Annotated in this window: 12 protein-coding genes and 1 pseudogene; 5 read left to right on the top strand and 8 right to left on the bottom strand. The window is 72.1% G+C overall.

Annotated features, from left to right (window positions below):
• Window positions 1–86 precede the first annotated feature (86 nt).
• Window positions 87–2378, bottom strand: a complete 2292-nt coding sequence (locus HJD23_RS39200; RefSeq protein ID WP_171111507.1) for a hypothetical protein — start codon at window positions 2376–2378, stop codon at window positions 87–89.
• 338 nt (window positions 2379–2716) lie between these two features.
• Here HJD23_RS39200 and HJD23_RS39195 point away from each other — a divergent pair, with 338 nt between their 5' ends.
• Entirely contained in the window at window positions 2717–3547 is an 831-nt protein-coding gene (locus HJD23_RS39195) for a DeoR/GlpR family DNA-binding transcription regulator (protein WP_171109332.1), read from the top strand.
• Between the two features lie 82 nt (window positions 3548–3629).
• Entirely contained in the window at window positions 3630–4100 is a 471-nt protein-coding gene (locus HJD23_RS39190) for an SRPBCC family protein (RefSeq protein WP_171109333.1), read from the top strand.
• Window positions 4101–4781: 681 nt separating this feature from the next.
• On the opposite strand, the gene HJD23_RS39185 is transcribed toward HJD23_RS39190, so the two are convergent.
• Complete coding sequence (locus HJD23_RS39185; RefSeq protein WP_171109334.1) at window positions 4782–5906, bottom strand: PLP-dependent cysteine synthase family protein; 1125 nt, start codon at window positions 5904–5906, stop codon at window positions 4782–4784.
• A gap of 408 nt (window positions 5907–6314) precedes the next feature.
• Between HJD23_RS39185 and HJD23_RS39180 the strand changes: the two genes are divergently transcribed.
• Together HJD23_RS39180 and HJD23_RS39175 are read left to right on the top strand one after the other, a co-directional pair.
• A complete protein-coding gene (locus HJD23_RS39180) occupies window positions 6315–6638 on the top strand; it encodes a hypothetical protein (RefSeq protein ID WP_171109335.1) in 324 nt (107 codons plus the stop codon).
• A 324-nt stretch (window positions 6639–6962) separates the two neighbouring features.
• Window positions 6963–7487, top strand: coding sequence for an ATP-binding protein (locus tag HJD23_RS39175; protein WP_141309854.1), 525 nt, complete (start codon window positions 6963–6965; stop codon window positions 7485–7487).
• A 55-nt stretch (window positions 7488–7542) separates the two neighbouring features.
• Here the strand turns inward: HJD23_RS39175 and HJD23_RS39170 are convergent, their stop codons facing one another.
• From HJD23_RS39170 to HJD23_RS39160, 3 genes are read right to left on the bottom strand one after another with little or no spacing between them, the layout of a single operon-like run.
• Complete coding sequence (locus HJD23_RS39170; RefSeq protein ID WP_171109336.1) at window positions 7543–10104, bottom strand: ABC transporter permease; 2562 nt, start codon at window positions 10102–10104, stop codon at window positions 7543–7545.
• Window positions 10101–10853, bottom strand: a complete 753-nt coding sequence (locus HJD23_RS39165; RefSeq protein ID WP_171109337.1) for an ABC transporter ATP-binding protein — start codon at window positions 10851–10853, stop codon at window positions 10101–10103. Before HJD23_RS39165 ends, HJD23_RS39170 begins: the two co-directional genes overlap by 4 nt.
• Window positions 10850–11149: an SHOCT domain-containing protein gene (locus HJD23_RS39160; protein WP_171109338.1), complete on the bottom strand. Its 300-nt coding sequence runs from the start codon at window positions 11147–11149 to the stop codon at window positions 10850–10852. The genes HJD23_RS39165 and HJD23_RS39160 overlap by 4 nt, the downstream gene beginning before the upstream one ends.
• Before the next feature lie 174 nt (window positions 11150–11323).
• Here HJD23_RS39160 and HJD23_RS39155 point away from each other — a divergent pair.
• Window positions 11324–11807: pseudogene (locus tag HJD23_RS39155) on the top strand (TetR/AcrR family transcriptional regulator); the annotation flags it as partial.
• A gap of 1096 nt (window positions 11808–12903) precedes the next feature.
• Here HJD23_RS39155 and HJD23_RS39150 read toward each other — a convergent pair.
• The 3 genes from HJD23_RS39150 to HJD23_RS39140 are packed head-to-tail and all read right to left on the bottom strand — an operon-like array spanning window position 12904 to window position 14507.
• Window positions 12904–13755 carry a helix-turn-helix transcriptional regulator gene (locus HJD23_RS39150; protein ID WP_171109339.1) on the bottom strand — a complete coding sequence of 284 codons (852 nt, stop codon included), beginning with the start codon at window positions 13753–13755 and terminating at the stop codon, window positions 12904–12906.
• Between the two features lie 13 nt (window positions 13756–13768).
• On the bottom strand, window positions 13769–14293 hold the full coding sequence (locus HJD23_RS39145) for a DUF6879 family protein (protein ID WP_171109340.1): 525 nt from the start codon (window positions 14291–14293) through the stop codon (window positions 13769–13771).
• Window positions 14265–14507 (bottom strand): hypothetical protein, encoded by a 243-nt coding sequence (locus HJD23_RS39140; protein ID WP_171111509.1) that lies wholly within the window; start codon window positions 14505–14507, stop codon window positions 14265–14267. Before HJD23_RS39140 ends, HJD23_RS39145 begins: the two co-directional genes overlap by 29 nt.
• Between the last annotated feature and the right edge of the window lie 119 nt (window positions 14508–14626).

Below are 14626 nucleotides of genomic sequence, written 5' to 3'. Positions count from 1 at the left end.
CGTCTGCGGCACCGTCGTGGCTGGTCGCGCAGTTCCCCGCGCCCCTTTAGGGCGCTGCCCAACCGCAGCGGATTCACCCGACCTGCTCAGAGCCTGTCCCCGGGACGCTGGCCCGGCAGGTCGGGGCGGAGCCTGTCCAGCAGTTGGCTGCGCTCCCGGGCGAAGGTCGGGTCGGCCTGGTAGTCGGAGTGGCCGAGGATCGGGGCGGGCAGCGGGTGGAGGTCGTTGCGGGCGTGGGCCAGGGGGTCCTTCATCGGCGCGCAGTCGACCGCCGGGCCGTCGCCGTCGGGCAGTCGTACGGGGCCGCCGATCGGGTCGGTGACGCGGTACAGGTTGCGCCAGCAATCGACCTCGTCGTGCAGGGCGGCGAGGGCGGCCGGGCCGAAGTGGGCCGGGAACCAGCGGCCGTACAGGCGCTCCAGCGGTGAGCCGTACGTCAGCAGCGCGACCCGCTTGCGCACGGCCGGGGTCAGTTGCCAGGCCGCGGCGGCGGCCAGGACGCTGCCCTGGGAGTGGCCGGAGATCACCAGGCGGCCCCCCGTGGTGCGGGTCCAGGTGCTGATGCGCCAGGTCAGGTCGGGTACCGCGCGCTCGGCGTAGCAGGGCGGCGAGAAGGGGTGGGCGGCGCGCGGCCAGAAGGTGCCGACGTCCCACAGGACGCCGACGGTGCGCCGTGCGGACATGTCCTTGTAGGCGCGCCGGCCCAGGGTGACGAACAGGATGAAGCCGAGCCCGATCAGCCAGGAGCCGAGCGCCTGGGCGGTCTCCGCGGCGCCGTGGACGAAGGGGTGGGTGTGCTGCGCGGCCTCGCTCGGGGTCTTGTCGGTCGTCATCGCGCCGAGCAGCGCGCCGGTGCCCAGGATCAAGGAGACGGTGGAGAGCGCGGCGACGAAGAGGGGGGCGCGGTCGGTGAGCGTGGCCATCGCGCGCGTGCGTGCGATACGGCGGGTGCGGTCGGGGTCCTTGGCGTCCCCCGCGTAGTCGCGTTCCACGACGGCACGCTCGGCGCGGGCCAGCCGCAGGGTGCGCCAGGCCTGCCAGCCGGCGAGCAGCAGCAGAACCACGAGCAGCGGCGGGATGACGGACGCCTGCCAGGTCAGCAGGACCGGTGCCCCGGGGATGGACGCCCGGGTGCCGTCCACCCAGTCGGCGACCCGCTGGGACACACCACCGGACATCACGCCGCCCATTGCGCAGGCCAGCATCGCGACGGCGGGTCCGGCCAGGCCCCGCATCGCGGAGCGCGGGCCGGGATCGCTGCGGTACAGCAGGTGGGCGACGACTGCCAGGACGATCACCAGCAGGCCCTGGACCAGGGCGATGCCGCCGAACGCCGCGTCGCCCGGCAGCCGACCGTCCGATTCCCACGCCGGGCGCTCCCAGCAGGCGTACACCAGGGTGAGGGCGAGCAGGACGAGGGCGCCGAGGGGCAAGTGTCGTACGAGGGAGGCGTCGATCTCCCGGTCGAGGTGCTTCTCGCTGCGGCCGCGCCGGCAGACCGCCACGACCACCATCACCGCGCCGAGCACGAGCGCCGCCTCCAGCAGCCACCCCAGCGTCTCCAGGGCGGCCGGGCCACCGGCCTCGCGGTCGTGCCGGGCGGCGGCCTGGGCGACGGCGGCGGCCACCGTCAGCAGGCCCGCGGCGGTGTGGGCGCCGCGCAGCCGGGCGACCAGGCGCCGGCCGTACCAGAAGCCGGGGCGGCCCAGCGCGCTGCGGGCGGTGTCCTCGTCGGCTTCGCGGACGAGCGGCTGCTCGGACTCGTACGCGCTCCAGGTGCGCCGGGAGAGGTACCAGAGGAGTCCGACCAGGGCGATGGGCACCAGGGACGCCAGGGCCAGGCGGCGGCCCGGCGGGCTCCACCAGCCGTCGCCCGAGGCGGTGGGCGACAGGAAGCCCAGCCAGGTGTGCCGCTCGGCGCACGCGCGCGTGCCCGCGCACTGCCACGCCGTGAGGTCCAGGGCGACCTCGCAGGCTGCCGCCACCAGCAGCACGGTCAGGCTGAGGCCGACGAGCCGCACCAGCAGCCCGTAGAGACGGATGGTGCGTGTGCGGTCGTGGGCCGTGGGGCGCATCCAGTGGGCGAGGTTGGCCACCATGAACGGCAGTAACAGCAGCCACAGGGCTCGCGCGCCGTTTCCGGAGGTGAGGTTGCACCAGACGTACGCCTCCGGCACCGGGCGGCCGTCGGGGTCGGCGGGACGGTTCTCTGCCTCCACGTCGTCGGCGCGCCGGAAGACGGCCGCCGTGTCGTCACCGGAGACCCGCACGGTGCGCGGGTCGTCGAGCATGTGCTCGGGCGTGGCCCCGCCCACGCCGTGGACCAGCAGTTCCAGGGTGGCCCCGGCCTGCGCGGGCCGGGGCGCGGGGCCGGTCACCCTGTCGTTCGAGCCGCGTTCCTGCGTGCCTTCCACTCTTCGCACTTCCCCCGTGTCTTGTGCACTTCCCCCAGGACGCGCCGTCGGCATGTCCATGCAGGACCAGGATCTCCCCTGGCGGGGCGATGCACACCCCTCGTCACGGAATCTCCCCGATCCTAGTGAGGAACAAGCAACGGATGAGACGCAGGTGACATGTGCGCGTCGAGCAGCCGGTGGCGCGACTCGGGCCAACCCGTGCGAATATGGGACGCCAACGCACCGGGGCGGCAAGAATGTCCTAGTCGGAGCAGGTGCGAGGGTGTGTCGGACGGCTTGAGGAAAGGACCGGAGCGTACGTGAGCGAGAATCAGAACCTCCTCGCGGAGCAGCGGCGCGCCCTGATCCTGGACGAGGTGCGGCGGCGCGGCGGCGTGCGAGTCAACGAGCTGACCCGCAAGCTCGGCGTGTCGGACATGACCGTCCGCCGCGATCTTGACGCGCTGGCCCGCCAGGGCGTCCTGGAGAAGGTGCACGGCGGTGCGGTGCCGGTGCTGGAGGCGAGCACCCACGAGCCGGGCTTCGAGGCCAAGTCGGGTCTGGAGCTGAGCGCCAAGGAGGACATCGCGAAGGCCGCGGCGGAACTGGTGGCGCCGGGTTCCGCGATCGCGCTGTCGGGCGGTACGACGACGTACGCGCTGGCGCATCATCTGCTGGAGGTCCCCGACCTCACCGTGGTCACGAACTCGGTGCGGGTGGCCGACGTCTTCCACTCGGCGCAGCGCTCGGCGGGCCAGCGGCAGGGCGCGGCCACGGTGGTGCTGACCGGCGGAGTGCGCACGCCGTCCGACTCCCTGGTGGGGCCGGTGGCCGACCAGGCGATCGCCACGCTCCACTTCGACGTGCTGTTTCTCGGTGTGCACGGGATATCGACGGAGGCCGGTCTGTCGACGCCGAACCTCGCGGAGGCCGAGACCAACCGGCGGCTGGTGCAGTCGGCGCGGCGGGTCGTGGTGGTCGCCGACCACACCAAGTGGGGCACGGTCGGCCTGAGTTCGTTCGCGTCGCTGGACCAGGTCGACACGCTGGTGACCGACGCGGGGCTGGCCGCCGAGGCGCGGGAGGAGATCGCGGAGCATCTGCGGCATCTGATCGTGGCGGGCGAGGACGAGGGCGCCGACGCGCTCTGACGCCGTCCTGGGCGCAGACATCGGACGGATCGCCAACTAGGGTGTGCGGCCCGGTCCCTGCTCGTCGCACAGGGGGTTTCGTATGGCGCGCCGTCTGCGTCCGGTGGACGTCGACTTCGTCCGGTCCGCTCCGGTACGGCTGGTCTTCGCACGGGAGATCGCCGCTCCCCCGGAGCCGGTCTTCCGCGCCCTCGCCGAGGACGTGGCCGGCTGGACGGAGTGGTTCTCGGCGGTGACGCTGGCCCGGCCGACCGACGGCGGTGCCGGGCGGGAGGTCCGGCTGCGGGGCGGTACGCGGTTCGCGGAGACGATCCTCGTGTCGAAGGCGCCCGAGGCGTACGCGTATCGCGTCGACGAGACCAACGCGCCGGGCGCCCGCGCGCTCGTCGAGGAGTGGCGGCTCGCGCCTGCCGGTGCGGGTACGCGCGTGCAGTGGACGTTCGCGGCCGACGGCCCGCCCGTGTTCCGCGCGGTGCTGAGGCTGGCGCGGCCGGGCCTCGGGAAGGCGTTCCGGGACGCGGTGACGGCACTGGACCGGCGGCTGGCGCGGTAGGGGAGTCTCGGTCCGGCCGGACGCCCGTGAGCAAAGCGACTCGCCCCGCGGCTGACGCGGTAGGGGAGCCTCGGTCCGGCCGGACGCCCGTGAGCAAAGCGACTCGCCCCGCGGCTGGCACGGTAGGGGAGCCTCAGTCCGGCCGGACGCCCGTGAGCAAAGCGACTCGCCCCGCGGCTGGCACGGTAGGGGAGCCTCAGTCCGGCCGGACGCCGGCAAAGCGACTCGCCCCGCGGCTGACGCGGCGGGGCAACCGACTCAGGCCGGACGCCCATGGCCACGGCGACTCGACCCGCAGCCGGCGCTGCGTCCACCTCACACCAGACGCCCGCGACCACGGCGGCTCGACCCGCGACCGGCACGGCGCGGCACCCACCTCACGCCAGACGCCCATGGCCACGGCGACCCGACCCGCAGCCGGCGCGGCACCCGCCTCACACCAGACGCCCGCGACCACCGCGGCTCGACCCGCGACCGGCACGGCGCGGCACCCACCTCACACCAGACGCCCATGGCCACGGCGACCCGACCCGCAGCCGGCGCGGCACCCAACTCACGCCAGACGCCCGCAACCACCACGACCCGACCCGCGACCAGCCCGGCGCGGCACCCACCTCACGCCAGACGCCCGTGACCACCACGACCCGACCCGCAGCCGGCGCGGCGCGGCGCCTCGGTGCGTCAGTCCGGCCAGACGCCCGTGGCCAGCAGCGACTCGATCGCGGCGGTGTACGGGGTGATGTCCAGGCCCTGCTCGGCCAGCCAGGCGTCCGAGTAGTACTTGTCGAGGTAGCGGTCGCCCGGGTCGCACAGCAGGGTGACGACGCTGCCGGTACGTCCCTCGGCGACCATCTCCGCGACGATCTTCAGCGCGCTCCACAGCCCGGTGCCCGTCGAGCCGCCCGCCTTGCGGCCGATGGCCTGCTCCAGGGCGCGTACCGCGGCGACGCTCGCCGCGTCCGGCACCTTCATCATCCGGTCGATCGCGCCGGGCACGAAGCTCGGTTCCATACGGGGCCGGCCGATGCCCTCGATCCGGGAGCCGCAGTCGCAGGTGACGTCCGGATCGCCGGTGGTCCAGCCATCGAAGAAGCAGGAGTTCTCGGGGTCGGCGACGCAGACGCGCGTGTCGTGCTGCATGTAGTGGACGTAGCGCGCGATGGTCGCCGAGGTGCCGCCGGTACCGGCCGTGGCGACGATCCACGCGGGCTCCGGGAACCGCTCCAACTCCAGCTGACGGAAGATGGATTCGGCGATGTTGTTGTTGCCGCGCCAGTCCGTGGCCCGTTCCGCGTAGGTGAACTGGTCCATGTAGTGGCCGCCGGTCTTGGCCGCGAGGCGGGCGGACTCCTCGTACATCCGGCGGGAGTCGTCCACGAAGTGGCACCGCCCGCCGTGGAACTCGATCAAGCGGCACTTCTCGGCGCTGGTCGTGCGCGGCATCACCGCGATGAAGGGGACGCCGATCAGCTTCGCGAAGTACGCCTCGGAGACCGCCGTCGAGCCGCTGGACGCCTCGATCACCGGGCGGCCCGGACGGATCCAGCCATTGCAGAGGCCGTACAGGAACAGCGAGCGGGCGAGGCGGTGCTTGAGGCTGCCGGTGGGGTGGGTCGACTCGTCCTTGAGGTAGAGGTCGATGCCCCAGTGTTCCGGCAGCGGGAAGCGGAGGAGGTGCGTGTCGGCCGAGCGGTTGGCGTCGGCCTGCACCTTGCGGACGGCGTCCTTGAGCCAGACGCGGTAGGCGGCGTCGGTGCGGTCGACGTCGACGGTGGCGCCGGTCCGGATCTGCTGGGGGGTGGTCACGGCGGGGCTCCTTAGGGCTGCACGCCGACGGCGCGTCGCGCGGCCGACACCCCGATCATAAACAGCTTGCGCACGCTTCTCACCTGCATAAACGCATCTTTGGCCCGCCCAAAGGCGGCGCTGGGGGGCGAGATCGCCGGACTGCTCGGCCGCCGGGCGCGGCACCGTACGGGGAACGCCGCGCAGACGTCGCGCAGACGCCTCGCGGAGGACCGCCGGGCACCAGCCGCGAACCGCCGCACACCACACCCCACGGTGGCACCTCGGGGGCGCATTCGCGTGAGTGCACCGGGTGGCCTATGCCCGGGTGACGTGCGCACTGGTGCGCGACTTCGGTGGCGTGCACACTGCACCGGGTGGGACGGACACCCCGAACAGGACCCGCGGGCGACGAAGGGGCGGGAGAGCATGGCGGAGCCGGAGTTCACGGCCTTGGGCGTGCGGATCGGGAAGGGCCTGCGCTCTCTCACACGGGCCGGGCAGGTCCGGATCAGCGGCGGCCGGGTGGAGTTGCTCACCAGCTACGGCAGCGAGATCGACAGCGCGCCGGTGCAGGCGGTGCGGGCGTCGAAACCGTGGTTCGCCTCCGGGGACCGCGCGCTGGCCGACCTCAACGGCAAGCGTTATGTGCTGACCCTGGGCGAGCACGACCCCGCCCCGGGCGAGCCGGGCCCACCCGCGGCACGCCGGTTCATAGAGGCCGTACGCAGGGCAGCGGGCCGTGGCGGCTGACGGGCGACGACGCAGGGGCCGGGCCGGGGGCCGGCGGCGGCCCACCACGGTGGCCAACGACCGGCGGCGGCGCACCACGCTGGCCGAGAACTCGCGGCGGCGCACCACGGTGGCCGAGAACCCGCGGCCCCACCCCACGCCCCGAACGCCGCGAGTTGCGGCGCTACACCCCGTAGGTCACTCTGGTCTCACGTCACTCTGGGTTTACCGGCGATAACGCTGCGAACCAGCCCGCCGGCCACGACAGCAGGCGGCCGTTTCACGCAGGCGCTGCTGGATCCGAACTCCGTGTTCTTCCGGACCTCACGTCGGGGAGTCGCAGCCGTGATCAGTCACCCAAGCAGGCACTGCACGGTGGAGCTCCAAGCCCTGCCGTCGCGGATCGGCCAGGTCCGCAGAATCGTATCTGCGCAGTTGCGCTACTGGCATCTGGATCCCCTGATAGACCGAGCGGCGCTCGGTGTGACGGAGCTGCTCTCGAACGTCCACCGGCATGCCCAACCCGACAAGACGTGCACCGTGGAGATCGAGCTGCTGCTCGACCGTCTCATGGTCTCGGTGCGCGACCACGATCCGCGCCTGCCCGTCGTGGCGGACGCAGATCCGCTGGCCACCTGCGGGCGCGGGCTCGCGATGGTGGCGGCGATGAGCGAGAGCTGGGGCGTACGGCCGGACGGTGACAGCGGCAAGGTCGTCTGGTTCACGCTGCCCACGACGACCCCCGCCGTGAAGGCACCGCCGCGCCCGGCCCGCCGTACGGCCACGGAGCCCGCACGCCGGTTCGCGGAGGTCGAGCCCGTCGGCCGCGCACCCGAACACACTCCCGCCCGGTCGGCCGTTGTCGGCTGACCGGGCGGTGAGCGGACCACGCGGGACTCGCTGAACCGGGACGTGCTGAACGGCGTCACTCCGCGGCGATCGCCCGCAGGACGTCCAGCCGGGCCGCGCGTCGGGCCGGGCGCAGCCCCGCGAGGGCGCCGGCCGCGAGGCCGACCAGCGCCACGACAGCGAGTTGCAGAGGCGGCACGGCGAAGGTGAAGGCGCTGTCGCTCGCGCCGTCGGAGGCCGTCACCAGAACCCAGCCGAGGAAGGCACCGAGCCCGAGACCGCCCGCCGTTCCGAACGCGGCGACCAGGACGGACTCCCAGCGGACCATGGCCCGCAGTTGAGGCCGGGTCTGGCCGACGGCCCGCAGCAGGCCCAGTTCGCGGGTGCGTTCGTGGATCGCCAGCGTCAGGGTGTTGGCGATGCCGAGCAGCGCGATGAGCACGGCGAGGGCGAGCAGGGCGTAGACAAGCGTGAGCATCATGTCGATGCCCCCGGCCGAGGACTGCGCGTACTCGTCGCGGGTCTGCACGTCCGGGTTGCCGTACCGCGCGGCGGCCCGCTCGACGGCGGCCTTGCCCTCGTCCGCGCCCACGCCGGCCGCGAACGTGACGGCGACCAGGCGGTCGGAGTCCTGGATGCGGTGCGGGGCCCAGGCGGCCCGGGTGATGACGTAGTCCCCTGCCAGCTCGGACCGCCCGTACAGGGCGCGGACGGTGAACGTCTCGGTCTCGCCGTCGGTGAAGGCCAGTCGGACCTTGTCCCCCGTCGTGAGGCCCCGCTGATCGGCCTCGTTCTCGGTGATCGCGATGCCGTCGGTGCCGAGCGCGGCCAGGGAGCCCCGGACCTGGCCGAGGTCGAAGGTGCGCCCCAGGGCGACCGGATCGGTGACGGTCAGGGCGCGGCCCTGTCCCGCCACCTCGGCGACTCCGCTGCCGAGCCCGACGGCCGTGTCCACCTCGGGCAGTCGCCCTATCGCCTCCGCGAGCGCCGGGCTGAGCCCGCTGCCGCCCCCGCCGAAGGACGGGGTGCTGATGGCCACGTCGCCCGCGAAGGACCGCGACACGGTCTGGTCCATCGTCGCCTTCAGGGACGCCCCGAACACCGTGAACAGCGACACGACCGCCACGCCGATCATCAGCGCGCTCGCCGTGGCGGCCGTCCGCTTCGGGCTGCGCAACGCGTTGCGCCGGGCGAGGCCGCCGGTGACGCCGCGCAGCCGGTCGAGGGGGCCGCCGAGGACGCGTACGGCGGTGGAGGAGGCGACCGGGCCGAGGACCACGAAGGAGACCAGGGCCAGCACGGCGCCGCCACCCGCGAGCCACACGGAGGGGGACACCAGGACGCCGGTGAGCGTCAGGGCCAGCGCGAGGGCGGCGAGGGCGGCGCCGGTGACGGCGCGCACGCGGGAGGCGCCGGAGGAGTCGACGGCCGTCTCCCGCAGGGCGGCCAGGGGCGCGGTGCGGCCGGCGCGGACGGCGGGCAGCAGGGCGGAGCCCAGGCAGACCACGATGCCGACGGCCAGCGGCAGCAGCATCGACAGGCCGCTGATCACCAAGTCGCCCTCGGGGAAGGGGAATCCGATCGCCGGGAACAGCGCCTGCAGCCCGGCCGCGATCCCGATGCCGCCGGCCAGCCCGGCGGCCGACGCGGTCACCGCCACCGCGCCCGCCTCGACGAGGGTCGACGCGGTGACCTGGCGGCGGGAGGCACCGAGGGCCCGCAACAGGGCGTTCTCCCGGGTGCGTTGGGCCACGACGATCCCGAAGGTGTTGTGGATGGAGAAGGTCGCGACCAGCAGGGCGACACCGGAGAACACCAGCAGGAAGGTCGTGAAGATGCTCAGGAACTGGCTGGAGATCATGTCGGTGTTCTCCTGCGCCGACTCCTGACCGGTGATGGCCTCGACCCCCTCGGGCAGTACGGGCGTCAGCCGCTCGGCCAGCTCCCGTTCCCCCACGCCCGGACCGGCCCGCACCAGAATGCTCGCCGCCTCGCCCGGCCGTGCGGTGAGGTACTTCTCGGCGTCGGCCCGGGTCATGCCCGTGAAGGTCACCTGGGCCATGCCGTCCGCGCCGCCGAAGGTCGCGAGGCCGACGATCCTGACCTCGACCGGATCGGGCGTGCGCAGCGTCGTCGTGTCGCCGATCTTCAGGCCGCCGCGCTCGGCGGTGCCACGGTTGACGACGACCTCGCCGGACGTCTCCGGGGCACGGCCTTCGGCGAGTTCGTACGGGTTGAGCTCGGGGTCGCCGATCCAGTTGCCGGCGACGGTGGGCGGGCCCTGCCCGCCGATGGGATCGCCGTTCGCACCGAGCAGCTGACCGGCGCCCTCGATGCTGGGTACGGCGGCCGCGACGCCGGGCACCCGCCCGATGGTCTCCGCCAGGTCGGCGTCGACCGGCCGGCGCACGCCCTGGCTCTCGCCGGGTGTGGTGATGGCGCCGGCGTTGCGGACCACGGCGTCCGTGCCGCTGGCCGCGCTGCCGAACATGGAGTCGAAGCTCGCCCGCAGCGTGTCGCCCATCACCAGCGTCCCGGCGAGGAAGGCGACCCCGAGGAACACGGCGAGGAACGTACCGGCGAAGCGGCGCTGGTGCGCGCGCAGCGAGGACACGCTCAGGCGTACGGAGGCGTTCATGACGGCACCTCGAAGGCTTTGAGACGGTCCAGGACCTTGTCGGCGGTCGGGGATTCCATACGGTCGACCAGGCGCCCGTCGGCCAGGAACACGACCTCGTCGGCGTGGGCGGCGGCTACCGGGTCGTGGGTGACCATGACGACCGTGCGCTCCATCTCGCGCACGGCCCGGCCGAGCAGCCCCAGCACCTCCTCGCCGGCGCGGGAATCGAGGTTGCCGGTCGGCTCGTCGGCGAACACCACGTCCGGGCGCCCGGCGAAGGCGCGGGCCACGGCGACGCGTTGCTGCTGGCCGCCGGAGAGTTCGGCGGGCCGGTGGTGGAGCCGGTCGCGCAGGCCGACGACGTCGACCAGCGCGTCGATCCACTCCGGGTCGCCCCGGCTGCCGGCGAGGTCGAGCGGCAGGGTGATGTTCTCGGCGACGGTCAGCGTCGGCACCAGGTTGAACGCCTGGAAGACGAAGCCGATCCGGTCGCGGCGCAGCAGGGTCAGGCGGCGGTCGTCGAGGGCGCCCAGGTCGGTGTCGCCGATGTAGGCGGCGCCGGAGGTGAGCGTGTCCAGGCCGGCCGCGCAGTGCATCAGGGTGGACTTGCCGGAGCCCGAGGGCCCCATGATCGCGGTGAAGCGTCCGGCCGGAAAGCCGACGCTCACCCCGTCCAGGGCCCTCACGGCCGTGTCCCCGGAGCCGTACACCTTGACGGCGTCCTGCACGCGCGCGGCGGTACGGCTCGCGGTGGTCACGACGGTCATGCCGCACCGCCCTTGCCGCTACGGCCGAACTGCTCCTCCAGGACGGACAGCCGGCGCCAGTACTCGTCCTCGTCGATCTCGCCGGAGGCGAAGCGGCGGCCGATGATGGCGATGGGCGAGTCGCCGGACGGGCGGCTGTCGTCCGTCGCGCGCCACGACCACGGCGCCCGACGGCCGCGCCAGAGGGTGCGGCGCAGAAGGGTGAGCGCGCCGACGATCACGGCCGCCCAGATGAGCGGGAAGAGCAGGATCCAGGGGCCGGGGCCGCCGCCGTCCCAGTGTGCGAGGGTCTGCATCGCGAGCCATCTCCAGTCGTGTCAGTGATCTGTCGTCTCAGTGGTCTTTCGGGCTTTCGCCGTTGCTTCGAGACTCGCGCCGGAGGGGGGTCCGGGTCGTCGTGCGGCCGGCGGCAGTGCGGGTACCTCGCGGGGAGTACGCGGGCGGGTCGCGACTGCTTCCGCACGCGACGAGAGCGCGCGGGCGCCGGGCAGGGCAGCATGCACCACCACTTCAAGGGCAAGCCCGATCTCGCCCTGGCCGCGATCCGGCGGACCGCCGAGGAGATGCGGGCTACCGCCGAGGGAGTACTCGGCGGGCGGGGAACGCCGTACGAGCGGATCGAGGCGTATCTGCGGCGCGAGCGCGACGTGCTGCGCGGCTGCCCGGTCGGCCGGCTGACCATGGATCCGGACGTGATCGCGAGCGACGAGCTGCGCGCACCCGTCGACGAGACCCTCGACTGGCTCCGCGAACGACTCGTCGGACTGGTCGAGGAGGGCCAGGGGCAGGGCCAGTTCGCGCCGGCCTGGACGGCGAGGAGATCGCCGCGGTGATCGTCGCGACCGTGCAGGGCGGTTACGTCCTGGCCCGCGCGTCCGGTTCCCGGTCGATTTCGACACGGGGGTACGCGGGCTGCTGGCCCTGCTGGCCCCGGCGTCCAGCCGAGGGGGCTGATCCGATGCATGCCATGCAGTACGAGCGCACGCTGGCTGTATGGACGCCCCTGCATAGACCCCAGCAGTGGCTCTGACCTGCGCGGACAAGAAGAAGCCCCGCCCACTGCCACGGGGGAGGCAAGTGAGCAGGGCTCCGTGCCGCCCCGGGCAGCCCACGAGGGGCTCCACCGACGGGCGGTGCCCTTGCCCCTGGGGCGCGGATGGTGGTAGCCAGGGACGAGGAAGTCAGGACGCCAGCGGGCGTGGAGCGGGCCGACCTCACCGGCGCTTCCGCCCCCGCCGCGCCCTCCTCGCGCGACGCACGGGCGCCGCACGCGGGCTCAGGGGGAAGTGCGCCAGTAGTGGGCTCCGTGGACCTCTCCATCGAAGATCAAGGGTCCGTCGTGGCTGTTGCCGGAGTGCGGTTCCCGGTCGCACGTGACGGTCACGCCGGGCCAGTCGCGTCCCGTCACCACCCGCTCTACGGCTACGAACTCATCGGGGAGCAACTTCGTAGCGCCGCACACCTCGTCGTCGCACGGATTCATGGCGCCGGCTTCTCCACCAAGCTGGGTACGCCGAAGTTGGTTATGGTCGTGATCCTGAATCGGTTGCACCACGGCCTCAGATCCTGGTGCTTCACGGCCCATACCACCGGGTCCAAGTCGCCCGTCACACGGTGCATGTCGACGCACCCGGCGCACTCGACGTAGATCCCCGCAGGAAGAGTCTTCAGCTCCTCGGACGAGCGCACTTCGGGATAGGGGGAGTTGGCCACGGCCTACCGCCGGTACCCACGGGAGCGGACGTTTGCGACGCCCACCCGCGCACTCAGCTTCTCCCCGTCGGTCGCCTCGCGGGCGAATTCGGGAGAGACCTCCCACTCATATCCTCCGCCTACCGGGCGGAGGAGGAACCGGCCACGCAACTCAGCGTGAAACTCACCGACCTTGTTCCGGGCTGTATCCATCATGAGCGTTCCGACGGACGGCAACTCTTGTGATTCAGGCCGCGACACAACGCCTCCCCATCCCTTCATGTGGCATTTCCACACAGGGAACGTAGTCCGGTGCACACAGCATGTTCCACGAAATTCTACGGAGTTCTACGCAACCTCAGTCGAGTGAGTCAATCGCGGCTGAGATGAGTGACCGTGCCCGAGCGCCGTACACGGCAAGAGCAGCCATTTCCTCGAACGCGTGAGCGTACTGAGCGACTTCACCGGGCGTCGTAACGGTGATCGCGGCTGTGAGGAGTTCGATGTGAACTCGCCCCTCGTCGAAGACTGTGAACGTCTCCAGCGTCCACATGTCCCGCGGCTGGCCGGCGGGGACGATGCCGACGGAGACAGAGGGCAGCGCCATGACGCTCAACAAGTAGCCCAACTGGCCTGCCATGGTGGTGGCGTCGCCGACGACGTGGCGGAGGACGGACTCCTCCAGGAGGATCCCGAAGCGGTGATCCCCCTCGCGGATAATGTGCGAGCGCTCCACGCGGGCGGCTGCCGCGTCGGCGACGTCGTCCGGCGTCCCGTGGACGCGCGCAATGCTTCCCAAGAGAGCGGCGGCGTACTCGTACGTCTGGAGGAATCCAGGTATGACGGTGGAGCTGTAGACGCGGAACTGTCGTGTTCGCTCATACAGCGGAACGCGGGACTCTTGCAGCCGTCGAAGCCCCGTGCGCTGGGCACGGCGCCACTCCACATACATGGAGTCAGCCGTCCGGTTGGCCGCGAGTAGATCTGGGATCCGGTCCTCAGCCCCGCAGGCCGTACACCACGCGCGGATGTCTTCGTCTGATGGGGCCGTTGTGGCGCTCTGGAGGCGAGACACCTTCGACGGCTGCCACCCGGCGCGGGCTGCAACCTCCCTACCCGTCAGGCCTGCGTCACGTCGGATCTCGCGGAGTTGCTCCGCGATGGCGCGGCGTGCGGCGTCGAGGGCCGTCGACGGGTAGGGAGATTGCATCGGTGGGCGTCGCTCAGATCCGGTAGTCGGCGTGCGGGATGGTGCGCTCCCAGACTGCCTCGAAGGCCTCCGCATGGCGCTTCACGACGTCGGGGGCGTCGTCCATGACGTCAGCGACGAACCGCCCGTCGCCTGCGAACAGGCTGAATCGGATCAGGCGCCCATCGAAGATCCATAGATCGTTTCCAGGGAGCAGCAGATCCGACGCCAGGCGACGCGGGAGCCACCGCACGTCTTCGCCGGCCGCGATGTTCTGCGGCGTGCATGAGTGCTCGTAGCGGATGTACTCGCTCACGGGCTCCGATACGATGCGAGCGCGACGCATGACGACACCACGGCTCACGGCGTCCGCCACGGCGTCGTGGAAGCCGTTCCACCACGACGAGCGGTCGTCGAGATCGTACTCCCAGCCGTCGCGCCAGGCGGCGAAGTCGGCGTCTTCCTCCGCAACGCCATAGACGTCGCGTGTCTCCAGATGGACCGCGGAACGTCGGCAGCCTGCAAGCAGCTCAGCGAACGGCGGCACCTTCTGCGACATCGCATGCCTCCCTGATCTGCTGCACCATGCGGACGGGCAGCCGGACGACTGCCTCAGTGTCGGGGATTGGCCCCGTCGCAAGGCATTCTGCCTGGAGCGCCTCGTCAGCCTGCCACCCCTGGAATACGAACTCCCCCTTCTCCTCGTCGAGCCACACCGTGGGGCAGTGATCGCCGTTGGTCTCAGGGTCCTTGCCGAATGATCGTAGAGCCATGGTGTCCTCCGTCGTCACACGAATTGCGCAATGTTCTACGACCATCACGCCCGGGGGTGCAGCCGTCAAGAGTGCCTAGAGCCAACCGGTGTGGCGCATACGACGACGCCGACTCCGCC

Origin of the sequence: Streptomyces sp. Z423-1, assembly GCF_013009255.1 — a bacterium.
In the GTDB taxonomy this organism is placed as follows: Bacteria; Actinomycetota; Actinomycetes; order Streptomycetales; family Streptomycetaceae; genus Streptomyces; species Streptomyces gossypiisoli.
The sequence above is the reverse complement of the archived record's forward strand: the minus strand, read 5'-3'. Positions and strand labels throughout refer to the sequence as shown.